General features: G+C 62.2%; 23 protein-coding genes and 1 riboswitch. Of the genes, 12 read left to right on the forward strand and 11 right to left on the reverse strand.

Annotated elements, in window-relative coordinates:
- The first annotated feature begins 53 nt into the window (after positions 1–53).
- Entirely contained in the window at positions 54–725 is a 672-nt protein-coding gene (locus J3364_RS15625) for an SGNH/GDSL hydrolase family protein (protein WP_349559201.1), read from the forward strand.
- On the opposite strand, the gene J3364_RS15630 is transcribed toward J3364_RS15625, so the two are convergent.
- From J3364_RS15630 to lpxL, 4 genes are read right to left on the reverse strand one after another with little or no spacing between them, the layout of a single operon-like run.
- On the reverse strand, positions 700–1749 hold the full coding sequence (locus J3364_RS15630) for a glycosyltransferase family 4 protein (protein ID WP_349559202.1): 1050 nt from the start codon (positions 1747–1749) through the stop codon (positions 700–702). The two genes, J3364_RS15625 and J3364_RS15630, sit on opposite strands and share 26 nt — an antisense overlap.
- Positions 1746–2864 (reverse strand): glycosyltransferase family 4 protein, encoded by a 1119-nt coding sequence (locus J3364_RS15635; protein ID WP_349559203.1) that lies wholly within the window; start codon positions 2862–2864, stop codon positions 1746–1748. The genes J3364_RS15630 and J3364_RS15635 overlap by 4 nt, the downstream gene beginning before the upstream one ends.
- Entirely contained in the window at positions 2861–3805 is a 945-nt protein-coding gene (locus J3364_RS15640; protein ID WP_349559204.1) for a mitochondrial fission ELM1 family protein, read from the reverse strand. Before J3364_RS15640 ends, J3364_RS15635 begins: the two co-directional genes overlap by 4 nt.
- Positions 3802–4764: an LpxL/LpxP family Kdo(2)-lipid IV(A) lauroyl/palmitoleoyl acyltransferase gene (gene lpxL / locus J3364_RS15645; RefSeq protein ID WP_349559205.1), complete on the reverse strand. Its 963-nt coding sequence runs from the start codon at positions 4762–4764 to the stop codon at positions 3802–3804. The genes J3364_RS15640 and lpxL overlap by 4 nt, the downstream gene beginning before the upstream one ends.
- Positions 4765–4973: 209 nt before the next feature.
- Here lpxL and waaA point away from each other — a divergent pair, with 209 nt between their 5' ends.
- The gene (gene waaA / locus J3364_RS15650; RefSeq protein WP_349559206.1) at positions 4974–6233 is read left to right on the forward strand and encodes a lipid IV(A) 3-deoxy-D-manno-octulosonic acid transferase; all 1260 of its coding nucleotides are present in this window, start codon (positions 4974–4976) and stop codon (positions 6231–6233) included.
- Positions 6234–6275: 42 nt separating this feature from the next.
- Here the strand turns inward: waaA and J3364_RS15655 are convergent, their stop codons facing one another.
- Entirely contained in the window at positions 6276–7658 is a 1383-nt protein-coding gene (locus tag J3364_RS15655; protein WP_349559207.1) for a TolC family outer membrane protein, read from the reverse strand.
- A 216-nt stretch (positions 7659–7874) separates the two neighbouring features.
- A riboswitch (TPP riboswitch) is annotated at positions 7875–7979 on the forward strand.
- A 119-nt stretch (positions 7980–8098) separates the two neighbouring features.
- Here J3364_RS15655 and thiC point away from each other — a divergent pair.
- From thiC to J3364_RS15690, 7 genes are all read left to right on the forward strand, one after another.
- Positions 8099–9979: a phosphomethylpyrimidine synthase ThiC gene (gene thiC / locus J3364_RS15660; RefSeq protein WP_349559256.1), complete on the forward strand. Its 1881-nt coding sequence runs from the start codon at positions 8099–8101 to the stop codon at positions 9977–9979.
- Between the two features lie 114 nt (positions 9980–10093).
- Entirely contained in the window at positions 10094–10723 is a 630-nt protein-coding gene (nudF, locus tag J3364_RS15665) for an ADP-ribose diphosphatase (RefSeq protein WP_349559208.1), read from the forward strand.
- Positions 10723–11211: a DUF1249 domain-containing protein gene (locus J3364_RS15670; protein WP_349559209.1), complete on the forward strand. Its 489-nt coding sequence runs from the start codon at positions 10723–10725 to the stop codon at positions 11209–11211. The genes nudF and J3364_RS15670 overlap by 1 nt, the downstream gene beginning before the upstream one ends.
- 131 nt (positions 11212–11342) lie before the next feature.
- Positions 11343–12167, forward strand: coding sequence for a 3',5'-cyclic-AMP phosphodiesterase (gene cpdA, locus J3364_RS15675; protein WP_349559210.1), 825 nt, complete (start codon positions 11343–11345; stop codon positions 12165–12167).
- 5 nt (positions 12168–12172) lie between these two features.
- Positions 12173–12763 (forward strand): YqiA/YcfP family alpha/beta fold hydrolase, encoded by a 591-nt coding sequence (locus tag J3364_RS15680; protein ID WP_349559211.1) that lies wholly within the window; start codon positions 12173–12175, stop codon positions 12761–12763.
- A 72-nt stretch (positions 12764–12835) separates the two neighbouring features.
- The gene (gene gcvH, locus J3364_RS15685) at positions 12836–13228 is read left to right on the forward strand and encodes a glycine cleavage system protein GcvH (RefSeq protein ID WP_349559212.1); all 393 of its coding nucleotides are present in this window, start codon (positions 12836–12838) and stop codon (positions 13226–13228) included.
- A 99-nt stretch (positions 13229–13327) separates the two neighbouring features.
- Positions 13328–14521, forward strand: a complete 1194-nt coding sequence (locus J3364_RS15690) for a class I SAM-dependent rRNA methyltransferase (RefSeq protein ID WP_349559213.1) — start codon at positions 13328–13330, stop codon at positions 14519–14521.
- Here J3364_RS15690 and J3364_RS15695 read toward each other — a convergent pair.
- Together J3364_RS15695 and J3364_RS15700 are read right to left on the reverse strand one after the other, a co-directional pair.
- A complete protein-coding gene (locus J3364_RS15695) occupies positions 14501–15631 on the reverse strand; it encodes an imelysin family protein (protein WP_349559214.1) in 1131 nt (376 codons plus the stop codon). The two genes, J3364_RS15690 and J3364_RS15695, sit on opposite strands and share 21 nt — an antisense overlap.
- A 5-nt stretch (positions 15632–15636) precedes the next feature.
- On the reverse strand, positions 15637–16293 hold the full coding sequence (locus tag J3364_RS15700) for a histidinol-phosphatase (protein ID WP_349559215.1): 657 nt from the start codon (positions 16291–16293) through the stop codon (positions 15637–15639).
- A gap of 263 nt (positions 16294–16556) precedes the next feature.
- On the opposite strand from J3364_RS15700, the gene J3364_RS15705 reads away from it, so the two are divergent.
- From J3364_RS15705 to J3364_RS15715, 3 genes are all read left to right on the forward strand, one after another.
- Positions 16557–17078 (forward strand): RNA pyrophosphohydrolase, encoded by a 522-nt coding sequence (locus J3364_RS15705; protein ID WP_123634162.1) that lies wholly within the window; start codon positions 16557–16559, stop codon positions 17076–17078.
- 6 nt (positions 17079–17084) lie between these two features.
- Positions 17085–19367: a phosphoenolpyruvate--protein phosphotransferase gene (gene ptsP / locus J3364_RS15710; protein WP_349559216.1), complete on the forward strand. Its 2283-nt coding sequence runs from the start codon at positions 17085–17087 to the stop codon at positions 19365–19367.
- 164 nt (positions 19368–19531) lie between these two features.
- Entirely contained in the window at positions 19532–20770 is a 1239-nt protein-coding gene (locus J3364_RS15715) for a patatin-like phospholipase family protein (RefSeq protein WP_123634164.1), read from the forward strand.
- Between the two features lie 18 nt (positions 20771–20788).
- On the opposite strand, the gene J3364_RS15720 is transcribed toward J3364_RS15715, so the two are convergent.
- The 4 genes from J3364_RS15720 to J3364_RS15735 form a co-directional block, all read right to left on the reverse strand.
- A complete protein-coding gene (locus J3364_RS15720) occupies positions 20789–21169 on the reverse strand; it encodes a gamma-butyrobetaine hydroxylase family protein (protein ID WP_123634165.1) in 381 nt (126 codons plus the stop codon).
- Positions 21170–21230: 61 nt separating this feature from the next.
- Positions 21231–22562, reverse strand: a complete 1332-nt coding sequence (gene hslU / locus J3364_RS15725) for an ATP-dependent protease ATPase subunit HslU (protein WP_349559217.1) — start codon at positions 22560–22562, stop codon at positions 21231–21233.
- A gap of 10 nt (positions 22563–22572) precedes the next feature.
- Complete coding sequence (gene hslV, locus J3364_RS15730) at positions 22573–23103, reverse strand: ATP-dependent protease subunit HslV (RefSeq protein ID WP_123634167.1); 531 nt, start codon at positions 23101–23103, stop codon at positions 22573–22575.
- A gap of 234 nt (positions 23104–23337) precedes the next feature.
- On the reverse strand, positions 23338–23994 hold the full coding sequence (locus J3364_RS15735; RefSeq protein ID WP_349559218.1) for an SPOR domain-containing protein: 657 nt from the start codon (positions 23992–23994) through the stop codon (positions 23338–23340).
- Between the last annotated feature and the right edge of the window lies 1 nt (position 23995).

Here is a 23995-nt window from a genome sequence, read left to right on the forward strand (position 1 = left end):
GTGTGTAATCTAGCACGATACGGCGGTTGTTAAAGAGTATGGAGAGGGGGCGGATGCCGGACAGAGGCTGCATCGCATACGGTGACTGCAATACCGAGGGCATTGCCGGATTTTCCGGTGAGCTCTGGCCCGATCGGGTCGCCCATGCCTTGGGGCTGCCGCTGGTCAACTGTGGCCATACCATGAGTACCACCCGGGAACTGCGCCGCTATACGCGAGCGTTTCCACCATCGGATTACCGGTTTGCGTTTATCCAGTATGGGCTGGTGGACTCCTGGCTGACTTTCCGGGGGGCGCCCTACGTCCTCTATTACCCGGATAACCCGCTGCGCAAGTTTGCGCGCAAATGGGTGAAGACACTCAAGAAGCGGGCCCGCCGCTGGCACTTGCAGGATCGGTGGGGGCCTGTCGAGCAGGTGCCGCTGGGGGAATATCTCAGTCATCTGCGTGCGGTGATCACGTCGGCGCCGGCCACTCAGTTCGTGCTCGTCGGCACGGCCCCGAACCTGGATGAGCCCCGCAATCCCCGCATCCAGCGCTATAATCGGGCGCTCGCCGAGCTGGCGGAGCGGCTGGATAATGCCGTCTATGCCGATGCCTACGTCGCGATATGGGCCGATCGGGAGCGCACGCTGATGAACGATGGCACTCATCTGGCCGATGAAGGCCATCGCATTCTCGCGGATGCGGTACTCGATGTTATCCGTCGACGTGTTGCGGCGTGAGGTCCGCATAGAAAGCGAGCGTCCTTTCCGTCATGGCCTCCAGCGTCAGCGTCTGGCGGGCCTGCTCGAAGCTGGCTTGCTGGCGTTGACGCAGCGTCGACGCGTTCGCCAGATTCTCCTTGAGCAGCGCGGCCAGGTCTTCCGTTGCCGTTGACGCGGCGATGCCGCTTTGGGGCAGGAAGCGCGCCACCCCGCTGACCGGCGTGGCCAACACCGGGCAACGATTCATCAGGGCTTCGACCATCAAGTAGGGGAAGCCCTCACGCTCAGAACTGATGACGCAGGCGCTGGCCCGGGCGAGCCAGCCGGCGACGTTGGATTCATAGCCCGGCAGGTGAATGGTGCGGGTTTGGCCGGAATCGCGGATCAGCGCTTCCAGGCAGGGCCTTTCGCTTCCTTCACCCAGGATCACCAGTTGGGCACTTCCGTTGGGAATCGTGGACCAGGCCCCGATCAGCCGGTCGAAGCCCTTGACCGGTTCCAGGCGCCCGGCGGCGACAACCAGGGGCGAGGCGTCCGGAATGGGAAGTCCTGTCTCCTCCTGCGGCGGTTGCGGATCAATGCCGTTGTAGATCACCCGAACCCGCGGGTGAGACAGATCGGCGGCCAGTTCGTCGCTGACGGCGATGACGCCGTCAAGACGTTCCAGCCCGCGGTGGGCGGACTTGGTGCCATGGACCGTGCCGACGTAACGGGATTCGCGGTTCCCCTGGCGTCGTTTGACGCCAGCCAGCAGTTGGATCGCCTTGTTGCCCTGGGCGTGGCAGATGTCCGGCTGCAGGCGCGCCAGAATCCGTCGCAGTCGCAGCCCCAGCCAGGGATGCCGGCGACTGAAGTGAACCGGTAGGGGGTGAAAATGGGCGAACGGGATGAAACGGTCGTGGTAGCGGGCATCGGCCAGCACGTGGACTTCGTGGCCCCGTTGGGCCAGGCTGCGGGCCAAATCCAGGGTGTGTGTTTCCATGCCGCCCCAGATGGTACCCGGCGTGGCCAGGATCAGCGCAATCCGCAGCGGCTCATTCACGTAACGGCCCTGCCGTGGCGCGTCAATAGCTCGCGATAGACTGAGAGGGTGGCCTCGGTTTGGGCGGCGAGGTGAAACCGCTCGGGAATCTCGATGGCCGGACGGGGCTGCGCCAACAGGGTTTGGGTGGTTTGCACAAACGCGTGGGTGTCGTCGGGCGCCACCAGGCCGGCCGGGAAACAGGCGCGCAGGGTTTCCGCGGCACCGCCACGCTCGAAGGCAACCACCGGCGTGCCCGACGCCAACGCCTCGGTCAACGTACGTCCAAAGGGTTCGGGCTTGGTGGACAGATGGCACACCAGATCCGCGAACAGGTAGAGCTCGTGCATGTCGCTGCGCTGGCCGAGAAACGTGATGTGGTCGTGCAGCCCAAGCTCGTCGATCCGTTTATCCAGTTCGTCCTGGTAGCGCTGTTTGCCGCCTTCGAGCCCGCCGACGATGACGCCATGCACCTTGTCATCCTCCCGGACCAATTGGGCGATCACCTCAAGAAACGTCAGCTGGCCTTTCCAGCGCGACAGGCGCCCGGGCATCAACAGGATGCGGCGGTCGCGCAGTTGCGGGTAGTTCGCCAACAATTGAGTGCGCCATGCCGGATCCAGCGGTGACTCGCAGAACTGGTGGGTGTCGACGCCGCGTTGGATCACTGTGATCCGGTCATCGGTCACGGTGTAGTTCCCGAGAATATAGCGGCGCACGCAGTCCGACACGGCAATCAGGTGCTCCGCCTTGGTCATAATGGCGCTGTAGGGATTGACCGAATACATGCCGTGAAAGGTGCTGACCAGCACCGGGCGTTCCCCGGCGGGCAGTCCCTTCCAGGCCAGGTAGATCACCCAGGCGGGCATGCGCGACCGGACGTGGATCACATCGGGTTTTAACGACTGCAGGAGTCGGCGGACCGGCCGTACCTGCCCCAGCGTGAACAGCGACTTGCGGTGAATCGGCCGGGTGATATGCCGGGAGCCCGCGGCCTCAAGCGGTGCGACCATGGGGCCGCCGGCGGAGAGCACCGTGGAGGTGTGTCCGCGCTTCACCAGTTCGGCGGCAAATTCCACCGTGCCCCGTTCGACGCCGCCGCTCTTCAGTGCCGGAAGGACCTGCAGGATCTTCATAACGAGACACCCCGACAGCGCTCCAGCAGCCACTGGGCGGCCCGGTCCGCTTCCCACAGGGGCGGGGAAACAGGTGCGGTCGCGGCCATCACCGATGACGCCTCCGGCAGGGTATGCAGTCGGCGACTTTCCAGCAGCGCTTCCACCCCATCCGCCACCCGGCTTCCCGAAACCGGGGGCAGACTGAACAGGCCCGTAGGGATGCCGGCGGTGAGGCTTTCGTACACCATCGAGGCGCTGTCGGGCGTGATCCAGGCGGCGCGGCTGGCGGACAGCGTGTGCGCCAGCCATTGATCGTGGGTGTCCCGATGATCGCGAATACGGACGTGATGACTTTCGCGCTTCTGCAGGGCGCTGATCAGCTCGATCGGCGTGCGCCGGCTGGATGTGACCGTCCAGTGCCAGTCCGGGTATTCCTGAAGCAACTGATCGAACTGGCGCAGGATCGCTTCGTCGTCCCAGCGATAATGTCTGGATGGGCCGCCGATCAGAACAACGCCGTGCTTTCGCTCGGTCAACTTCGCCATGGGTGTCAGGGTGTTCAGGACGCCGGTGGTGATCAGGGTATCGAGAAGCGGAGTGGGGTGATCGTGTTGCGGGATAATCCGGCAGTCGATCCAGCGCTGGGGGAAAGACGGGCGCATGAGCAGTGCGGTCAATGCCCCCGGGGTGCGGCGCAGCGCCAGCAGCAGTCGGTGAGTGCGGGTACCGGCCGCGACGATCAGGGCCGGTCGGCGCAGGTTGTCCGGGAGGTCTAAGGTCGGTCGCACGCCCAGTAAGGCGCGCCAGAGCGGCACCGACAAGGATCCTGCGTCGAGCCAGTGACAGCGCGCATCGGCGCGAGCCTTGAGGCGACTGGCCAGGCCCCGGAGCTGGTTGCGGTGACCGGGTTTGTCGTCGTGGATCAGCCAGACCACCGGGGGCTTGACGCCGTCGGTCATGGCCGCTTCCTGCGGTAGAACCCCGGATCGTCCCGGGACGGGCGTGTTTTGAAGCGCCGGTGCATCCACAGATACTGATCCGGGTGTTTGCGCACCTCGCGTTCGATGGTCGCGTTCACCCGGGTGGCGTCCACTTCGTCGTCGCCGGACGGAAAATCCTCCAGCGGCGGATGGAAGTAGATGTCGTAACCGATCTCGTCGTCGCGCCGGAAGTGGCTGAAGGGAATCACGACGCACTCGCTGCGCTCGGCAATGCGGGCCGTGGCAGTGATGCTGGCGGCTTCGACACCGAAAAACGGCGCGAACACGATACCTTTGCGGCCGTAGTCCTGGTCGGCTGCGTACCAGACGATGCGATTGGCCCGCAGGCGCTTGAACAGGCCCCGCAGATCCTTGCTGTTCAGCGCGACGCCGTACCGTTTCTCCCGCGAGCGGGTCATCACGGCGTTCATCAGCGGGTTGTTGTGGTCACGCTGCATCACGTCGGCATCGATAAACAGGGACACCAGGCTGCCGCCCAGATCCAGGGTGCTGTAGTGACCGCCGAGCAACAGGATGCCTTTGCCTTTCTCTAGCGCATCGTTCACGTAATCAAGGCCGTGGACCTGGGTCAGGTGGCGCAGGGATTCCGGATCCCGGAACCAGGCCAGGCTGATTTCCATGATGCCAATGCCGTTGGAGTGAAAGGTTTTCCGGACCAGTTCCTCCCGCTCGGCATCGCCCAACTCCGGGAAGCAGAGGTCAATATTGACCCGGCAGATATGGCGACGGCTCGACAACGTGCGGTAGGCCAGTTCGCCAATCAGGCGCCCCGCGCCCCATTGCACGCGCAGCGGCAGCTTGGCCAGCAGCCAGATCAACCCGATGGTGATCCAGGTCGGCCACCAGCGGGGGTGTCGGTAATGGGCGAAATTGGTATCGCGGACGCGTTTGCGTTTCTTTAACTTCGAATGACTCACGGTTCGTCCAGATCTCGGGGTGGAATCGTCCCTGCCTGGGGACAAGTTTATCAGCTATTGATGCGTTGATAAGGCCAGGTCATTGTCCGGGTTCAATTTATCGGCTGCGAATGTGACCTGTGCGGCCGTCGCAAGGAAAGACGCGGGACGCAACCCGACGCACATTTCGGTAGAATCCTGACAACTTCTGATCCCGCACCGGAGTGCTGATGCTGCGTTTCGTCTATTCCACCCTTTTTCGCCTGATCCTGCCATTCGTGCTCATACGACTGTGGTGGCAAGGGCGGACGACGCCTGAAGCCGTTGCACACTGGCAGGACCGTATCGGCCTGATCCCGCGCAGCGACAAACCGGTGATCTGGGTGCATGCGGTATCGGTCGGGGAGACGATTGCCGCAGCGCCACTGGTGCGCTCCCTGCTGGCGCGGCGGCCTGACGCCCGCATTCTGATGACCGCCATGACGGCCACCGGCCGGGCGCGTGCCAACGCTCTTTTCGGGGATCGTGTGAGCTACGCCTATTCGCCCTACGATACGCCGGGCTCGGTACGTCGTTTCTTGCGACGGGCCCGGCCACAGGCCCTGGTCATCATGGAGACGGAACTCTGGCCGAACATGATCTACCAGACCGCCGCCGCCGGCACGCCGGTCTATCTGATCAATGCGCGCCTTTCCGAACGCTCCGCCCGCAGTTATCAGCGCTTGCCTGGGGCCAGCCGACAGCTCCTGCGGCAGATCGACTGGATTGCCGCCCAGGCAGACGGCGACGCCCAGCGTTTCGTCGAAACCGGCGCAAGAGCGGATTCGGTCTCCATTACCGGTAGCGTCAAATTCGATGTGGAGGTCACCGATGCTTTGCGGCAGGCGGCCGCGGCTTTGCGGTCACAACTGGGCGGGGAGCGACCGGTCTGGATTGCCGCCAGTACTCATGAGGGCGAGGATGAGCAGATTCTGGACGCGCACCAGCAGGTGCTGGCCGGCACTCGTGACGCGCTGCTGGTGCTGGTGCCCCGACACCCGGAGCGATTCGACGACGTCGCGGCTCTGGTTCGGCAGCGGAATCTGGGCTTGGTGCGCCGCTCCGAGGGCGGTGATGCGTCGGATTGCCAGGTGTACCTGGCCGACACCATGGGGGAGCTCATGATGCTCTACGGCGCGGCGGATGTGGCCTTCGTCGGTGGCTCGCTGATCGAGCGGGGCGGGCACAACCCGCTGGAGCCGGCGGCCTGGGGCATGCCGGTCATGACCGGTCCCCACGTGTTTAATTTCGATGACATCTATGAGCGGCTGGAGAGCGGCGAGGGACTGGTTCGTGTTCAGGGTTCAAGCGAGCTGGCGGAGGCGCTCAGCGGCTGTTTCGCGGATTCAACCTATCGCCAACAGCTGGGGAGAAATGCGCTGGCCGTCGTCGATGCCAATCGCGGGGCGCTGAAACGGGTGGTGGCCGGGATTGTCGAAAAGCTGGGGTAGGGGATGCTGGCGCCCGGGGATAGGGCGCCAGCGGGTCAGGCTTCAGGGAGATTTGGTCGGGTCGACGGTCTTGGTGTCGTTGGCGATAGCGCCGATGCCCGGTGCCGAACTGCTCAGCCAGCGGTTGAGATCCACCAGATCCTGCGGGCTCAGGGTGCCGGCGACCAGTTTCAGGTTCAGCGTGTTCACCACGTAGTCGTAGCGGGCGTTGGCGTAATCACGCAGAGACTCGTAGTAATTCCGCTCGGCATCCAGCACTTCCACGATGTTGCGTGTGCCCACCTCGTAGCCGGCGCGGGTCGCATCCAGCGCACTGCGGCGGGACACGATGCTTTGCTCCTGGGAGTTGACCGTCTCGATGTTCGAGTTGACCGTACGGTAGAAGCTGCGCGCATTCACGCTGACATCACGGCGCACCGTCTTCAGGTTCTGGTCCGAGGCTTCCAGTTGCGCGCGCTGCTGACGAATGCTGGCTTCGGTGCCGTTGCCCTCATACAGCGGAACGTTCAGTTGCAGGGCCAGCACGCCCTCGGTTGTCGTACCATCGACGGTGCTCTGGTTGGGCGAGACCTGGCCAACGCCGTCCAACTCGGTGTTGCCGTATTTGGCGCTCAGATCGAGGGTCGGATAGTGCCCGGCTTTGGCCACATCCAGCAGCGACCGGTTGGCCTGCAGCGTGTAGGCGGCTGACTGCACGCGCCAGTTCTGTTGCAGGGCGATTTTTTCCCAGGCGGCCGGGTCGGTTGGCTGCGGGCGGGAGAGCGGGAATTCCTGCTGCAGGTTTTCCAGGTCGCCGGCATTCTCGCCGATCAGTCGGCTCAGCTGTTCGCGCGCGATATCCAGGTCGCTTTCGGCGGAAATCCGCTCGCTCTTGCTGGCGTCGTAGCTGGCGCGGGATTCATACACTTCGGTGATGGCGATCAGGCCTACGTCGAAGCGTTCCTGTGCCTGGTCGTACTGACGCTCGAAGGCGGCTTCGGCGGCGCGCACTGTGGTCAGGTTGTCCTCGGCGCGCAGGACGTTGAAGTAGGCGGTGGCCACGTCGAGGATCAGTTGCTGTTGGGCGAGGCTGTAATCGGCCCGGGCGCTTTCGCTCTGGAACTGGCTGGCGTCGTAGTTGAACCAGTTCTCGGCCCGGAACAGCGGCTGGGTCAGTTCCACGCCGTAGCCGTAGGACTTGTAGGAGTCGTCGGTTCGCGGGCCATCGGTATCGATGTGCTGGGCGTTACCGTAGGCATCGATCTTGGGCAGGAGCTGGCTTCGGGTGACATCGACGTTCGCCTGCTGGGCTTCGTAGGAGGCCCGGGCGGACGCAATGCCGGAATCATAGGCCAGTGCCTTCTCATAAGCATCGATGAGGTCGGTCGCCATGGCCGGCTGGACAACCAGCAGTCCGACCAGGCCGGTGAGCACGGATTTCTTCATGGATTCTCCTGCCTACGCATTGTTGGGGCGAGCCTCGTCCCTGAGTGTGGGGCCGCGAACCCTGCGGGTCGGGCTGGACAGAAGTCGGGAGGCTCAAGGAAGCGGTCCTCATTATGGACAAAAATCCATCTGATCTCTACACTTGCGAAAATCACCTTTAAGGGCCCGTACGCACTGTACAGTGCGATTTGCGAGCCCTTGGGTCGATCACTCAAATGCGTCTTGACGGGGTGCCGGAAAAACCGGCTGAGATTGCCCAGGGCAAAACCCGCGAACCTGATCCGGTTAATACCGGCGTAGGAATCTAAGACAAGCTGTCCAGTGCACCTCAGGCTTTATGCCGATGTTGTACCGGATCCCTCCTCGTCAAACGCGCCCCGTCCATCCAGGACACTTTGCCGTCGATCCACTGGATCGGCCCCGACAAGAGGGACGCCATGATGACTACCGAGAGCATCGAATTCCTGAAGGATGCCGCCGCCGTTGATGAGGCTGCGGTTCAGCCGCTGCCCTGTTCCCGTAAAATCTACGTAACCGGAAGTCGCCCGGACCTGCGGGTGCCGATGCGGGAAATCAGCCTGAGTGACAGCGTGACCGACAGCGGAAGGCACGCCAACGAGCCGATGGTGGTTTACGACACCTCCGGGCCCTACACCGATCCGCAGGCCCGTATTGATCTGAGGCAGGGTCTGGCGCTGGTTCGCCAGTCGTGGATCGACGAGCGTGACGACACGGAAACCTTGCCGGGCTATTCCTCCGAGTACACCTTGCGGCGCCTGAAAGATCCGACGTTGGACGTGCTGCGGTTCGAAGAACGACGCAAGCCATTACGGGCGAAACCGGGCCGTAACGTCAGCCAGATGCATTACGCCCGCCAGGGCATCATCACGCCGGAGATGGAATTCGTCGCCATCCGCGAGAACATGAAACTGCAGGAAGTCCGGGCCAAGGGTTGGCTCGACAGCCAGCATCCTGGACAGTCCCACGGGGCGGCCCTGCCGGCCGAGATCACCCCGGAATTCGTGCGGGAGGAAATCGCCCGTGGCCGGGCGATCATTCCCGCCAACATCAATCACCCGGAACTGGAACCGATGATCATCGGCCGCAACTTCCTGGTGAAGATCAACGGCAACATCGGGAATTCGGCGGTCAGTTCGTCCATCGAGGAAGAGGTGGAGAAGCTCACTTGGGGCATCCGCTGGGGCGCCGATACCGTGATGGATCTGTCCACCGGCAAGAACATCCACGAAACCCGCGAGTGGATCATTCGCAACTCGCCCGTTCCGATCGGCACCGTGCCGATTTATCAGGCGCTGGAAAAAGTGAACGGCGTGGCCGAAGACCTGACCTGGGAGATCTTCCGCGACACCCTGATCGAGCAGGCGGAGCAGGGCATCGACTACTTCACCATCCATGCCGGTGTGCGGTTGCACCATGTCCCGCTGACGGCCAAACGGGTCACCGGTATCGTTTCCCGCGGTGGGTCCATCATGGCCAAGTGGTGTCTGGCGCATCATCAGGAAAGCTTCCTGTATACGCATTTCGAAGAGATCTGCGAGATTATGAAGGCCTACGACGTGTCCTTCAGTCTGGGTGACGGCCTGCGGCCCGGCTGCATCGCTGACGCCAACGACGAGTCCCAGTTCGGCGAGCTGGAGACTCTGGGCGAATTAACCAAGATCGCCTGGAAGCATGATGTCCAGGTGATGATCGAGGGGCCGGGACACGTCCCCATGCACCTGATCAAGGAAAACATGGACAAGCAGCTCGATTGCTGCGATGAAGCCCCATTCTACACCCTGGGCCCGCTGGTGACCGACATCGCGCCGGGGTACGATCACATCACGTCCGGCATCGGGGCTGCCATGATCGGCTGGTACGGCTGCGCCATGCTGTGCTACGTGACGCCCAAGGAACACCTGGGGCTGCCCAATAAAGACGATGTGAAGACCGGCATCATCACCTACAAGATCGCCGCCCACGCCGCCGATCTGGCCAAGGGGCACCCGGGGGCGCAGGTGCGGGACGATGCCCTGTCCCGGGCCCGGTTCGAGTTCCGCTGGGAAGACCAGTTCAACCTCGGCTTCGACCCGGACACGGCGCGCGCCTATCACGACGAAACCCTGCCCAAGGATTCGGCCAAGGTGGCGCACTTCTGCTCCATGTGTGGGCCCAAGTTCTGCTCCATGAAGATCACTCAGGAAGTGCGTGATTACGCAAAAGAGCAGGGGCTGGAAACCCGGGATGCCATTGAACAGGGCATGCGGGACAAGTCCCGGCAGTTCGTGGACGGCGGCGCGAAGATCTATAACAAGGTCTGACGGCGCCACCCTGGGCCCTGTCCGGTGGGGCAGGGCCTGTCGCCTGCCAGGGGACTTGCCAATCCGGGCGCCGGCCTTCTATTGTTCGGCTTCACTCTCCCAAACAGGTGATTCATGTCAGGGCAAAAGGTTGCTCCGTTCCAGTTCGGTGCTGAAGATGTCGAAATCGAAAGTCGGGAAACCCTGTTCAAGGGCTTCTTCGGCATGGAGCGGTTGCGCCTGCGCCACGCTCGTTTTGCCGGTGGTTACACCGAAGCCTTCGATCGGGAGATTTTTCAGCGTGGGGACGCCACCTGTGTGTTGCCCTATGATCCGGTTCGCGACGAAGTCGTATTGTTGGAACAGTTCCGCCCCGGTGCCTTGGGGCGGAACCAGTCGCCCTGGCTGCTGGAGCTGGTTGCCGGCATGGACGAGCCCGGTGAAACACCGGAAGACGTGGCCAACCGGGAAGCGGAGGAAGAAGCCGGGCTGACTTTCAAGCGGCTGGAAAAAATCTGCCACTACCTGGTGTCGCCGGGAGGTACCACCGAGATGGTGTCCTTGTTCTGTGGTCAGGTGGACGCGTCCGGCGCCGGTGGGCTGTACGGAATTGAGGCAGAGCATGAAGATATTCGCGCGCATGTAATGGCGGCGGATGAGGCTTTGCGTATGATATCGGATGGGCGGATCAATAACGCCGCCGCCATTATCGCCCTGCAGTGGCTGGCCATGCAGCGGCAGAGATTGAAGCAAGAGTGGTCCTGATGTCAGAGAACGTGGAAATGCCCCTGCGGCGCAAGAAAGCCTATGTGCCCGACCTCAGACGCTTCGGCGCGCTGTGTGAGGGGAACTATAGCCGGATCCGGCGGTTGCGCCTGTTGGCGGAGTCGCAGCCGGATGTGGCGGAGTTCGAACTGTGCGACGGTGACGCATACTTCGGTCGGGTCCGCATTGAGCAATTGCAGCAGTCCCGCTTTACGGAGACGTTGCTGCTGGAGCAGATCCACAACGCCGGGCGCTGGCTCAACGATCCGCACCTGACCGTCCGCGTCTACCACGACGCCGGCATGGCGGAAGTGATCAGCTGCTACCGTTACAACCGCATCGAAGCGATTAACGACTACCCCAACCGCTTCATGCATCACCCGGACGAGAAAACCCAGGTCAACGCCTTCCTGGCGGACTGGCTGGATTTCTGCCTGCGTTTTGGCCATGTGCCTGCGGACCGCATTGCCTGGCCTCTGACTGACTGAGCCTCCGGCCTTTGATACGGCGGCGACGTCGAATGTGACAGTCCTTCAGGAAATTGTGCAAACTATCCGCTACTATCTCGGTCAATACCGTTGTTAATGGATATCATTCATCCTGGAGTCGCGGCCCGTTCATGCCTTCCCCTGTTCTGTCTGACAAGCCATCGTCCGTTCCGCTGCGGATCCTGCAGATCACCGATCCCCACCTCATGGCGGATCCCGACGGCGTACTGTTGGGCATGAATACCCGGGAAAGTCTTGAAGCGGTACTGGCGCTGGCGGCGGAGGCTGAAGACGGCGCCCCGGACCTGGTGCTGGCCAGTGGCGATATCTCACAGGATGGTTCCGAGGCCGCTTACCGGCTGTTCCAGCGGCTCATGTCCGGTTTCACCTGTCCGGTGATCTGGTTTCCCGGAAACCACGACGATGCCGCAGCCATGCGCAAGGTCATCGCCGGGACCGGAGCCGACGAACGCCGGGTGCTGGCGGGCGGTTGGCAGGTGGTCTGCCTCGACTCTTCGGTCCCCGGGCAGGTGCACGGGCAACTGGCGGACAGCGAGCTGGATTTCCTGCGCGATTGTCTCGCCGAATACCCGGACACGCCCACCCTCATAACCTTCCATCATCATCCGGTGGATATCGACTGCAGCTGGATGGCCGATATTGGATTGGTCAACCGTGATGCCCTCTACCACGTACTGGCCGAGCAGCCGCAGGTGCGCGGATTGCTCTGGGGTCACATCCACCAGGCCTGGGATGAGGATCGTGATGGCCTGCGACTGATGGCGACACCGTCGACCTGCATCCAGTTTGCCCCCGGGTCGACGGATTTCTCCCTGGACGACAAGGCTCCCGGTTACCGCTGGCTGGCGCTGTACCCGGATGGCTCGCTGGCCTCGCACGTGCGTCGCGCGGAGGATTACGCGTACACTGTGGACCTCAACAGCCACGGTTATTGATCGTTATGTCCGAACAACCCCGCCTGATCTATCTGCATGGATTCAGAAGTTCGCCCCAATCCCAGAAAGTCACCGAACTGAAAGAATGGCTGGCTGACAGCGGCCTGCCTGTGGAGCTGGTGGTGCCCGAGCTTGGCTTTTCGCCGGACGAAGCGATTGCCCATGTCGAGCAGGCGGTGGCGGGCGCCGGCGATCGCCCCTGCGGGCTGATGGGAAGCTCTCTCGGCGGTTACTACGCCACCGTTGTGGCGGCCCGGCACGGTTTGCGGGCGGTCCTGATCAATCCGGCGGTGGCACCCTACAATTTGCTGCGGCCCTACCTGGGCGTGCAGGAAAACCTGTACACCGGCGAACGCTTCGAAGTGACGGAGGCGCACATGCACCAGCTGCAGGCCATGGACCCGGGACCACTGGTGAACCCCGAACACTTCATGGTGATGCTGCAGACCGCCGATGAGACCCTGGACTTCCGCGAAGCGGTCGCCCGTTACGCTGGCGCGCCCACGTGGTTGCAGCCAGGCGGCGACCATCGTTTCCAGGATTTCCCGCGGGTCCTGCCAGCTGCGCTGGCGTTCCTCGGTATGGCGGCGAGCTGACGCGACGGCTATTCAGTGCCGGCCCGCAATTGCGGTAAACTCCCGGGAAAATGCAAACAAGGACATCCCATCATGAGTCAGATCCCTACGGACCTGAAGTACATCGAAACGCATCAGTGGGTTCGTGTGGCCGGTGACGGCACCGCGACGGTCGGGATCACCGACTTCGCCCAGGACCAGCTCGGTGACGTGGTTTTTGTCGAGCTGCCGGAGGTTGGCGCCAGCGTCAACGGCGGCGAGGAAGCCGGTGTGGCCGAATCGGTTAAATCCGCCTCCGACGTCTTCAGCCCGGTCAGCGGCGAGGTTATCGAGGTGAACGAAAGCCTCGAGGAAGAGCCGGAAAAGCTCAACGAAGACCCGTATGGCGAAGGCTGGTTGTTCAAGGTACGCCTGAGCGACAGCGGTGAGCTGGATGGCCTGATGGAGGCCGACGCTTACGCCGACCTGGTTGCCGATACCGAATAACCAGTCTCTGAATGACTGCCCGGGGAAATCCCGACTGTCCCCGGGCAGCCTGCCTCCGTATAATTCCGCCACTTTCCCATCTTTGGTTGTGGTCTGCCTATGTTCTCCCAGCTTTTCCTGCGCAAAGGCGCAGAGCGTCGTATTCGCGCCGGACACCTCTGGATCTACAGCAATGAGGTCGATACCAAGCGTTCGCCGCTGACCGCGTTTCAGCCCGGTGATCAGGCGACGTTGACGGCAGCCAACGGCAAGCCCTTGGGTACAGTGTTCGTGAATCCCCATGCCTTGATCTGCGGGCGACTGATCAGTCGCAACCCGGAGCAGGGCATGACTCCGCAGCGTCTCAGCGAGCGTCTGGAAACGGCGTTGCACCTGCGCGAACGCCTCTTCGAGCGCCCCTTCTATCGCTGGGTGTTTGGGGATGCCGATGGGTTGTCCGGACTGGTGATCGATCGTTTTGACGATGTGGTGGTGGTCCAGATCTCCACCGCGGGAATGGAGACGCTGAGCGAATCCCTGGTGCGGGCGATCCAGAAGCTGGTGCACCCGCGTTCCATCGTCTTCAAGAACGACGGCAAGATGCGTGAGGTGGAAGGGCTGGACAGCTATGTGTCCGCCGCGCTGGGCGACTTGCCGGAACACCTGGCCGTGGAGGAAAACGGCGTGCTGTTCAGGGCGCCGCTGGCGACCGGCCAGAAAACCGGCTGGTTCTACGATCACCGGATGAACCGCAAGCGCCTGCAGGCCTACGCGCCGGGTAAGCGGGTGCTCGATGTGTTCAGTTATGTCGGGGGCTGGGGCGTTCAGGCCGCGGCGGCCGGTGCGAGTCAGGTCACCTGTGTTGACAGTTCCGCGCAGGCCCTGGATAGCGTCGGCGAGAACGCCCGACTGAACGGGCTCGACAACGTGGACACGCTGGAAGGCGATGCCTTCGCCGTGCTCAAGGACCTGTGCGACCAGAAAGAAAAGTACGACATCGTGGTGCTGGACCCACCGGCCCTGATTCCGCGCCGGCGTGACCAGAAAGCCGGGGAGCAGGCCTATGCGCGGCTCAATCAGCTCGGGCTGAGACTGTTGGAGCGAGACGGTCTGTTGGTCTCGGCTTCCTGCTCCATGCACCTGTCCACGGAGCGACTGGTGGACATCATCCGCGGTAGTGGCCGGCGCATCGATCGATTTGTGCAGTTGCTGGAGCAGGGGCATCAGGCCCCGGATCACCCGGTGATTCCGGGCATCCCGGAAACCGACTACATCAAGAGCTGCTTCGTTCGCTCACTCACCGGCTTCCTCTGAGGATTCGGCCGGCGCCTTCAGGCTGATCCTGGCCAACGTCTCGCGGACCTGAGCCAGGGCCTGTCGCGCGGCGTCCAGGGCGTCGGTATTGATCGGTGCCTGGGTCATGTCGATCGCCGCCAGTTGCTTCGCCAAAGCCTGCATTTGCTGATCGAGCGTATCTGCAGAATCCACTCCGGCCAGCAAGGCCTCGTTCCACTCCGTCGCCAGATGGCGCACAAGAGCGGCCAACTCGCTGAAATCCGTTGCCGCCTCGGGGCTGTGGGCCAGTGGCATGCCGTTGTGGTCTTCGCCATCCGGTGACTGAGTCCAGGCGGCGAGTGGTTTCCCTATCTTCGCTCCCAGGGCTTTGTCGAGCGTTGCCGCGGCTCGGCCTGGGTGGCCATCGAGTTCCACCAGGCCGGTTACCAGATACGCCGTGTTCTGCGCCGTGCAGAGGGTCTGGATGTCCCGGTCCAGGGCGTTGGCAATCAGGCGCAGCAGGTCGTGGCGCCGCTCGGGGGCATTCACCGTTTCCTCCGGTGGCTTTTCCGGCCGCTGGTAGCGCTGGATCGTCTCGTCGGTGCCGTCCGCGCCAGCCGGCCAAAGCAGACTTTCCAGCGGATGGAAACCCAGGGTCAGGTAATAGAAGTCAGTGGATTGATGCTCCTTGCGCAGGTAATCCGGGGTTAGCGGGACCTCCGAATAGGTCAGCCCGCTGTGGGGGTAGCCGGGCACCTGGTCCAGATAGCCGGGAAGCAGAGGGTGGGCGTCGATCGGATCCCGGTCGTTGTGCTGCTGGGGCATGGGTTGACCGGCCAGCGCGTAAAGGAAAGCGAGCTGGCGATAATCGCTATGGGCCTCGCGCCAGGCCCGCCGGGCAGTTTCCAGGTTGTCGTCGTTCGGGGCGTCGAGAAACCCGGTGATGGCGTCATTAAGGGCATCCGCCGCCTTGCAGGTGGAGGTGGTCGCTTGCTCGACGCCGTCCTGCAGCGGCTGGGAGATCCGGGCGGCCGGCGCCGCTTCGTTTTTTGCAGCGTCCTTGTCGGCGGGCGTCTTGTCGGAGCAGCCGGCGATCAGCATGCCGGCACCGAGCAAAACAGCGAGCCCGCGGTCTGCCTTCCTTGCCATACCGTTCAATCCCTGAGGGTAATGATGGGCCAGTCCCGCTCCCGGGCGAGATCCGCCAGTTTCGGGTCCGGGTCGACGACAACCGGATGGGCTACCTGTTCCAGCAACGGCACGTCGTTGTGCGAATCGCTGTAGAACCAGGCATCATCGGCGGTGCGTTTGTGCTGTTCCAGCCAGGCGCTGAGGCGAGTGACTTTGCCGGCCTGGAAGCTGGGGACCCCGGCGATCTGCCCGGTATAGCGGCCATCCTTCCATTCCGGCTCCGTGGCGATCAGGTCGTCGACGCCCAGCAGGTCGGCGATCGGCTGGGTGACAAAGCGATTGGTGGCGGTGATGATCAACAGGTAGTGGCCCTGGCGTCGGTGCTGTTCCAGCAGTTCAAAGGCCTTTTCCAGCAGCATCGGGCGCACCCGCTCCTCGACGAAACGTTGCCGCAACTGATGCAGGACGTCCGGTTCATGTCGGGTCAGGGGTTCGAGGGCAAACGTCAGGTAGCGGTAGATGTCCAGGTCGCCGTTCAGGTAATCCTGGTAGAAGCGGTTGTTGGCGGCTTCGTATTCCCCGGCGTCGACGATCCCTTCCGAGACGAGAAAGTCGCCCCAGGCGTGGTCGCTGTCACCGTTGATGAGCGTGTTGTCCAGATCAAAGATCGCAAGCGTCAAGCTGAGTATCCCCTCAAATCACAGTGTTCGGAGTGGCCTGCCAGTTCGCCCGGAGACGTTCTGAAAGGGGCCGAATTCTAGCATGTTGTAGGGCAACAGGCGCAGTTTGCCCGCCGGTACGCTTTCTGCAAGAATGAAGGCAACTTAGGCAAATTGCGGGCCTTTATCATCAACACGGCGACGGCGGATAGCGCGAGACGTCATCCGATCCGGTCAGCCTGATAGTAGGGCCGCTGCTGAAAAATTCAGATAGGTATATAACGGTGATCGACTCCGACGGTTTCAGACCCAACGTCGGAATCATTCTGGCCAATGATCGGGGAGAAGTTCTCTGGGCAAGACGCATCGGACAGGACGCATGGCAGTTTCCCCAGGGGGGGATCGACAACAATGAATCCCCTGAGGAAGCGCTCTATCGCGAGCTGGGCGAAGAAGTCGGGCTGGGGCAGCGGGATGTGGAAATCATCAGCTGTACCCGCGGCTGGCTAAGGTATCGTCTGCCCCGGCGAATGGTTCGCCACCATTCGCACCCGGTCTGCATCGGGCAAAAACAGAAATGGTTCCTGCTGAGGTTGTTATCTCCCGACGCCAGTGTCTGCGTCGACAGGACGGATTCTCCGGAATTCGACGGTTGGCAATGGGTCAGTTACTGGTATCCGCTGGGACAGGTGGTGTCGTTCAAGCGGGAGGTTTACCGGCGGGCCCTGCGCGAGCTGGCCCCGCGATTATTCCACAATATGGAACGGTGGCAGGGATCGCCGCCGTTCTCGGACAGGATGGATTAACGGTCTATGTTGAGCACGCTGCGAAGTATCGTTCAGGAAGTCAATGGTGCCCGGGACTTGCAGGAAGCCCTGGAAATCATTGTCTCCGGTGTGCAGCGTGCCATGGGAACCGAAGTCTGTTCTGTCTACCTGCTGGATCCCGACTCCAATCGCTACATCCTCATGGCCACCGAGGGTCTCTATAAGGAGGCCGTCGGTCGGGTCAGCATGGCGCATTCCGAGGGCCTGATCGGCCTGGTGGGTTCCCGGGAGGAACCCATCAATCTGGAAGATGCCACCGCCCATCCTCGTTACCGCTATTTTCCGGAGACCGGTGAGGAGCGTTTCCGCTCGTTTCTCGGGGTTCCCATCATTCACCATCGCCGGGTGCTTGGCGTGCTCGTCGTGCAGCAGCGGGAAAGTTCGCGTTGCTTCGACGAGGGCGAAGAGGCCTTTCTGGTTACGATTTCCGCCCAGTTGGCGGGGGTCATCGCCCATAGTGAAGCCACCGGGGCCATCAGCGGCCTGTCGCTGACCGGTCAGGAAGCGCATGACATCAGCTTCAAGGGCGTGGCTGGTGCTCCCGGCGTGGCGATTGGTCAAGGTGTGGTGGTGTATCCGCCGGCGGATCTGGATGCGGTGCCGGACAAGGCCGTCGACGATCCCGACGCTGAGCGGGAGCTGTTTCTGCAGGCGGTTGGTGCGGTGCGTGAAGACATTCAGCTGGTTGCGGAACGGCTGGCGCCGCAACTGCGTCCGGAAGAGCAGGCCCTGTTTGAAGTCTATCTGCGCATGCTGGACGACAACGCGCTGCCCGCCGAAGTCATGAACCGCATCGCCGACGGCCAATGGGCCCAGGGTGCCCTCAAGCAGGTGGTGCAGCAGTACGTGCGGCACTTTGAAATGATGGGTGACCTGTACCTGCGTGAACGGGCGGTGGATATCCGGGATCTGGGGCGTCGACTGCTGTCGCACCTGCAGGAGGGTGATCATCAGGCACTGAATTACCCCGAGAAGACCGTGCTGGTCAGCGATGAGCTGACGCCGGCCATGCTGGGCGAAGTGCCTCGTGGCCAGTTGGTGGGTCTGGTTTCGGTACGCGGCTCCAGCAACTCCCACGTGGCGATCCTGGCCCGGGCAATGGGGGTGCCGACCGTGATGGGCATGATCGATATGCCCGTTAATCAGCTGGACGGACGGGAACTGATCGTGGATGGCTTCGAGGGGCAGATCTACGCCTCGCCGTCCGCGGACCTGCGCTCGTTCTACCAGGAGATCTGTGAAGAGGAAGCGGCGCTGTTCCGCGGCCTCGAAGAGCTGCGTGACAAGCCCTGCGTGACCACCGACGGCGTGCGGGTCTCGCTGCTGGTCAATACCGGTCTGATGACCGATGTGGTGCGCTCACTGAGCCACGGCGCGGAAGGCATCGGCCTGTACCGCACCGAAGTGCCGTTCATGATCAACGAGCGCTTCCCGTCGGAGCAGGAGCAGCGGGAGTATTACCGCGAGCAGCTGGAAGCCTTCGCGCCCAACGACGTTACCATGCGCACGCTGGACATCGGCGGCGACAAGGCGCTGACCTATTTTCCGATCAGCGAGGAAAACCCGTTCCTGGGCTGGCGGGGGATTCGCGTAACCCTGGACCATCCGGAAATTTTCCTGGTGCAGGTGCGGGCCATGCTCAAGGCCAGCGAAGGGCTCAACAACCTGCGCATCATGCTGCCGATGATCAGTAATGTGTCCGAAGTCGAGGAGTCACTGCACCTGATTTATCGGGTCTACCACGAGGTGCGTGAGGAAGGCTACGACATTCACATGCCCAAGGTGGGTGTGATGATCGAGATTCCAGCGGCGGTTTACCAGATTCGCGAGCTGTCCAACCGGGTCGATTTCCTGTCCGTGGGTTCCAACGACCTGACCCAGTACCTGCTGGCGGTGGACCGCAACAACCCGCGGGTGGCGTCCCTGTATCACTCGTTCCATCCGGCAGTCCTGCAGGCGTTGGTCAAGATTGTTGACGACGCCCACGCCGTCGGTACGCCGGTCAGCATTTGTGGCGAGCTGGCGGGAGACCCCGGCGGTGCGGTGCTGCTGATGGCCATGGGTTACGACGCGCTGTCCATGAATGCGGCCAACCTGCCGAAGGTCAAGTCCGTCATCCGCAGTATCGATTCAATGTGGGCCCGCAAGCTGCTGGACGATGTGCTGGATCTGGATTCGCCCCATGTCATCCGCAGCTGTGTGGATCTGGCGCTCCGGAGCGCGGGGTTCGGCCGCTATCTGCGTCCGGGGCGTTCGGCCAGCAGCTGATTTGTAGCGACCAGTGGTGAACGGTCGGCCGTAATAGTGTGTTTATTCTAGAATCGGGTGCTACCGTCCAAGGCATCTATCGGATCGTATCGCAGCCCTTCGGAATTGGGGCCGACATTGACGATCGTGGCGCCTGAATGGGGCTGCGTCAGGCAAGGGCAAACATGGCTGTAAACAAGACGGACATTAAGGATAAACCCCGCATCGGCCTCGCCCTTGGTGGTGGTGGCCCTTTGGGGGGAATCTATGAGATCGGGGCCATGCGGGCGCTGGATGAGGCGCTGGACGGCATCGATTTCAATGACCTTGATGTCTATGTCGGGGTGAACGCCGGCTCGTTTGTGGCGGCCAATCTGGCCAATCAGATGACGACCGCCCAGCTGTGCCGGATCTTCGTCAAGAACGAAGCGGAAGTGCATCCGTTTCACCCGGAAGTCTTCTACCGGCCAGCGTTCCGCGAGATCGGGCGCCGTTTGATGGCGGTGCCAGGGCTCCTGGCCAGTGCCATGGGCCGCTTCGTCAACAATCCCTACGACCAGAGTTTTCTGGAAGCGCTGACCATCCTGGCCCAGGCGGCACCATCCGGGTTGTTTGACAACGAAGGGCTGAACGATTATCTGGCCCGAACCTTCAGCATGCTGGGTCGCACCAACGATTTCCGGCAACTGCGGCGCAGTCTCTATATCGTAGCGGCGGATGTCGAGAGCACGGAAGCGGTCTGTTTCGGGGCACCGGGCTTCGATCACGTTCCGATTTCACGCGCGATCCAGGCCAGTACGGCCTCTCCGGGACTCTATGTGCCGGTCCAGATCGATGGTCGTTATTACGTGGATGGCACCCTGCGTAAGGGGCTGCACGCTTCGGTGGCGTTCGAGGACGGCGCGGATCTGGTGCTCGCAGTCAATCCCCAAGTGCCGATCGACGCCAGCGCCGCCGTAAGGGCCGGTTCCATGACCCCGGGCGCGTTGACCCAGGCAGGCATGCCCAACGTGTTGGCCCAGACCTACCGCACCATGGTCTATTCGCGGATGCAGTCGGGCATTGCCCAGTACGGTCGGGATTATCCGGACAAGGACATCCTGCTGTTTGAACCGACCCGGGACGACGCCAAACTCTTCTTCTCCAACGTCTTCAGCTTCCAGTCGCGACGGATGGTTTGCGAACATGCCTATCAGATGACGCGCCGTGATCTGCTGGCCCGGGCCGATCAATTGGAGTCGAAGCTGGCGCCATACGGCATCCGGTTGCGTCGCGATCGCCTGGAAGACGACCAGCGCACCATCAGTACGAGTCTTTACGGGGAAATGCTGCCATTGTACGTGGCGAAAGGTCGCCGCTCAGCGCGTGACCGCCTGAGTTCAGGCATCGACAACGTGACTGATATTCTGCAGAAGGCCCTGTAGTTTTTCGTCGGCCCTGGTTCAGTGGTATCGGACGCTGCCGTCCCGCGAACCCCCTTCCTTATCCAACCGGTCCAGATAGTCCTGCCAATAACGGGACTTCTCCCTTCCCAGTTCCTGCAGATAGGCCCAGGTGAACAGACCGGAATCGTGGCCGTCGCTGAAACTCAATTTGATCGCGTAGTTGCCAACCATTTCGGCGCCGGTCACCAGCACATCCCGTTTGCCGGTCTGCAACGTGCCGGGGCCGGCTCCATGACCGCGAACTTCGGCTGACGGAGAATAGACCCGCAGGAGTTCGAAGGGCAGTTCTAGTACTTCGCCATTCTCATAACTGAGCACGAGCAGGCGGCTCTGTTTGCGGATGCGGATATCACTGGGGCGTTGGGCTTCGGTGGACATGGGGTTGGCATCGACCGGTGACTGGGGGAGTGGGAGGCGAATGACTCGCCTCCCACAGGTTTTACAGGATATATCGGCTCAGGTCTTCGTCTTCGGACAGATCGCCGAGTTTTTCGTCAACGTAGGCGGCCGTAACCTGGAATTCGCCGGTGGATGAATCGCCCGCATCAAACGAGATGGTCTCCAGCAGGCGCTCCATGACGGTGTGGAGGCGACGGGCACCGATATTTTCGGTGGTCTCGTTCACCTTCCAGGACACCTGGGCGATCCGCTCGATAGCATCAGCGGTGAAGTTCAGTTGCAGTCCTTCGGTGTTCATCAGGGCTTCGTACTGCTGCACCAGGGACGCATCGGGCTCGGTCAGGATGCGCTTGAAGTCCTCCGGCGTCAGCGCTTGAAGCTCGACGCGGATCGGCAGGCGCCCCTGAAGTTCAGGAATCAGGTCCGATGGCTTGGACAGGTGAAACGCGCCCGAAGCGATAAACAGGATGTGATCAGTGCGCACCATACCGAACTTGGTGCTCACGGTGCTGCCCTCGATCAGCGGCAACAGGTCGCGCTGCACGCCTTCCCGGGACACATCCGCTGAGCCGTTTTCGGAGCGCTTGGCCACCTTGTCGATTTCATCGATGAAGACAATGCCGTTCTGTTCCACCACCTGGATGGCTTTCTGCTTGATCTCTTCCTCATTGACCAGCTTCGCGGCTTCCTCTTCGCGCACCGCGACCAGGGCATCCGCCACTCTCATTTTGCGGGTCTTTTTCTTGTCGCGGGACAGGTTGGAGAACATGTTCTGCAGTTGGCTGGTCATCTCCTCCATGCCCGGCGGGGCCATGATCTCGACGCCGGCGCCTGAGCTGCTCAGGTCCACTTCGATTTCCTTGTCGTCCAACTCGCCTTCCCGCAACTTCTTGCGGAACAGCTGCCGGGTGGACGAGTCGCCGGAGGAACGCTGGCTGTCTTCCTCGAAGCTGCGGGCCGGTGGGAGCAGGGCGTCCAGGATACGATCCTCGGCGGCGTCTTCGGCACGATGCTCGTTACGCTTGATCTCTTTCTCACGCAGCATCTTCACGGCCATATCCGCCAGGTCGCGAACGATGGACTCGACATCGCGGCCCACGTAACCCACCTCGGTAAACTTGGTGGCTTCCACTTTCAGGAAGGGCGCGTCCGCCAGTTTGGCCAGGCGACGGGCGATCTCGGTCTTGCCCACACCGGTGGGGCCGATCATCAGGATGTTCTTGGGCGTGATTTCGTCCCGCAGCGCCGGTTCCAGCTGCATGCGGCGCCAGCGGTTGCGCAGGGCAACGGCGACGGCCCGCTTGGCCTCTTCCTGGCCGACGATGTGTTTGTTGAGTTCATGAACGATTTCACGAGGGGTCATTGCAGACATGATGGCTCCGTCACTCTTTGCCGGACAGCACTTCGAGCGTGCGGTTATGGTTCGTGTAAATGCAGATGTCAGCGGCGATGTCGAGACCCTTCTCCACGATCTCGTCCGCCTTGAGCTCTGTGTTTTCCAGCAGTGCCCGTGAAGCGGCCTGGGCAAAAGGCCCGCCGCTGCCGATGGCAATGAGGCTGTCTTCGGGTTCGATGACGTCCCCGTTACCGGTGATGATCAACGAGGCGGTGTGATCGGCTACCGCCAGCAAGGCTTCGAGTCGTCGCAGGGCCCTGTCCGTTCGCCAATCCTTGGCCAGTTCCACGGCGGCTCGGGTCAGGTTGCCCTGATGCTTCTCCAGTTGCGCTTCGAAGCGCTCGAACAGGGTGAAGGCATCGGCCGTGCCGCCAGCGAATCCGGCCAGGACCTGGTTGTTGTACAGGCGGCGCACTTTTCTGGCGTTGCCTTTCATCACGGTGTTGCCCAGGGAAACCTGACCGTCACCGCCCATGGCCACCGTGTCGCCGCGTCGTACCGAAAGAATCGTTGTCATGTGAGCTCCAAGTGCAAATGAGCCTGTTGGGAAGGTGCCTCTGAATACGTCCCGAACACCGGGGCAGGATCAGGACTTATTCAGAGGCCCCTTGAGATTCCTTAGATATGGCTATGACAGGGTGATTTTCAAGGGGATAGACGGGATGGCCCATCGTGACAATTCGGCAATTATACGATGGGGCCGGATGGCCGGGTAACGTTGCCCGGCCGTGCGACGACCGGGCTCAGAGGATTAGCCTTCCTTGGGGACCTTGCGGACCAAAGGCTCGATATTGATGCTGACCAGTTTGTCGACGACGCTGTTCATCTTGCTGCGGGAGTCGAACGGGCCGATGTTGACCCGATACCAGATGACGCCACTGTCCAGCTTGATCTGCTCGATGGAGGCGTGCAGCCCCTGGAAGGCCACCTGGGCGCGCTGGCGCTCGGCATCGCTGCGGCCTTTGAACGATCCGGTCTGGATCATGTACTGGTACTTGCGTTCGGCCGGGGCTGGTCCCGGGTCGTAGGCTTCCACCTTGGGTGGCACCACTTCCGATTCCGGCAGCATGTCGTAGAACTGGAAAGATTCCTTTTTTTCTTTCTGGGCCGGTGTCGTCTTGGGGGTGGTTTTAGCCGTCTGTGCCGGCTGACTGCCCCGGGACGAACCCGCCGGGCCGTTACCCGGCGCGGGCAGCGAGTTCAGGTAGGCAATAAAGCCAATGAACCCGCCCACCAAGGCGAGAGACAGTATCCAGCGCAGCGACAGGCCGCCGGACTGCTTCCGGGGGCTGGCCTTCTTGCTGCGTTCCGGCTTTTGGGTGCCCTTGGCCCGTCGCGGCGCAGGCCGGCTGGTGCTGGTGGCTGCTGCGCCCTTGGGGCGGGACTTCTTGGCGTAATCACGGGACATC

The organism is Marinobacter sp. NFXS9, from assembly GCF_040148665.1.
In the GTDB taxonomy this organism is placed as follows: Bacteria; Pseudomonadota; Gammaproteobacteria; order Pseudomonadales; family Oleiphilaceae; genus Marinobacter_A; species Marinobacter_A mangrovi.

Excerpts from the sequence above, each read along its gene's own strand:
- J3364_RS15625 (WP_349559201.1), top strand. The coding sequence starts at position 54 with ATGCCGGACAGAGGCTGCATCGCATACGGTGACTGCAATACCGAGGGC.
- J3364_RS15635 (WP_349559203.1), bottom strand. The coding sequence starts at position 2,864 with ATGAAGATCCTGCAGGTCCTTCCGGCACTGAAGAGCGGCGGCGTCGAA.
- J3364_RS15640 (WP_349559204.1), bottom strand. The coding sequence starts at position 3,805 with ATGACCGACGGCGTCAAGCCCCCGGTGGTCTGGCTGATCCACGACGAC.
- waaA (WP_349559206.1), top strand. The coding sequence starts at position 4,974 with ATGCTGCGTTTCGTCTATTCCACCCTTTTTCGCCTGATCCTGCCATTC.
- J3364_RS15655 (WP_349559207.1), bottom strand. The coding sequence starts at position 7,658 with ATGAAGAAATCCGTGCTCACCGGCCTGGTCGGACTGCTGGTTGTCCAG.
- thiC (WP_349559256.1), top strand. The coding sequence starts at position 8,099 with ATGACTACCGAGAGCATCGAATTCCTGAAGGATGCCGCCGCCGTTGAT.
- nudF (WP_349559208.1), top strand. The coding sequence starts at position 10,094 with ATGTCAGGGCAAAAGGTTGCTCCGTTCCAGTTCGGTGCTGAAGATGTC.
- J3364_RS15670 (WP_349559209.1), top strand. The coding sequence starts at position 10,723 with ATGTCAGAGAACGTGGAAATGCCCCTGCGGCGCAAGAAAGCCTATGTG.
- cpdA (WP_349559210.1), top strand. The coding sequence starts at position 11,343 with ATGCCTTCCCCTGTTCTGTCTGACAAGCCATCGTCCGTTCCGCTGCGG.
- J3364_RS15680 (WP_349559211.1), top strand. The coding sequence starts at position 12,173 with ATGTCCGAACAACCCCGCCTGATCTATCTGCATGGATTCAGAAGTTCG.
- gcvH (WP_349559212.1), top strand. The coding sequence starts at position 12,836 with ATGAGTCAGATCCCTACGGACCTGAAGTACATCGAAACGCATCAGTGG.
- J3364_RS15690 (WP_349559213.1), top strand. The coding sequence starts at position 13,328 with ATGTTCTCCCAGCTTTTCCTGCGCAAAGGCGCAGAGCGTCGTATTCGC.
- J3364_RS15695 (WP_349559214.1), bottom strand. The coding sequence starts at position 15,631 with ATGGCAAGGAAGGCAGACCGCGGGCTCGCTGTTTTGCTCGGTGCCGGC.
- ptsP (WP_349559216.1), top strand. The coding sequence starts at position 17,085 with ATGTTGAGCACGCTGCGAAGTATCGTTCAGGAAGTCAATGGTGCCCGG.
- J3364_RS15715 (WP_123634164.1), top strand. The coding sequence starts at position 19,532 with ATGGCTGTAAACAAGACGGACATTAAGGATAAACCCCGCATCGGCCTC.
- J3364_RS15720 (WP_123634165.1), bottom strand. The coding sequence starts at position 21,169 with ATGTCCACCGAAGCCCAACGCCCCAGTGATATCCGCATCCGCAAACAG.
- hslU (WP_349559217.1), bottom strand. The coding sequence starts at position 22,562 with ATGTCTGCAATGACCCCTCGTGAAATCGTTCATGAACTCAACAAACAC.
- hslV (WP_123634167.1), bottom strand. The coding sequence starts at position 23,103 with ATGACAACGATTCTTTCGGTACGACGCGGCGACACGGTGGCCATGGGC.
- J3364_RS15735 (WP_349559218.1), bottom strand. The coding sequence starts at position 23,994 with ATGTCCCGTGATTACGCCAAGAAGTCCCGCCCCAAGGGCGCAGCAGCC.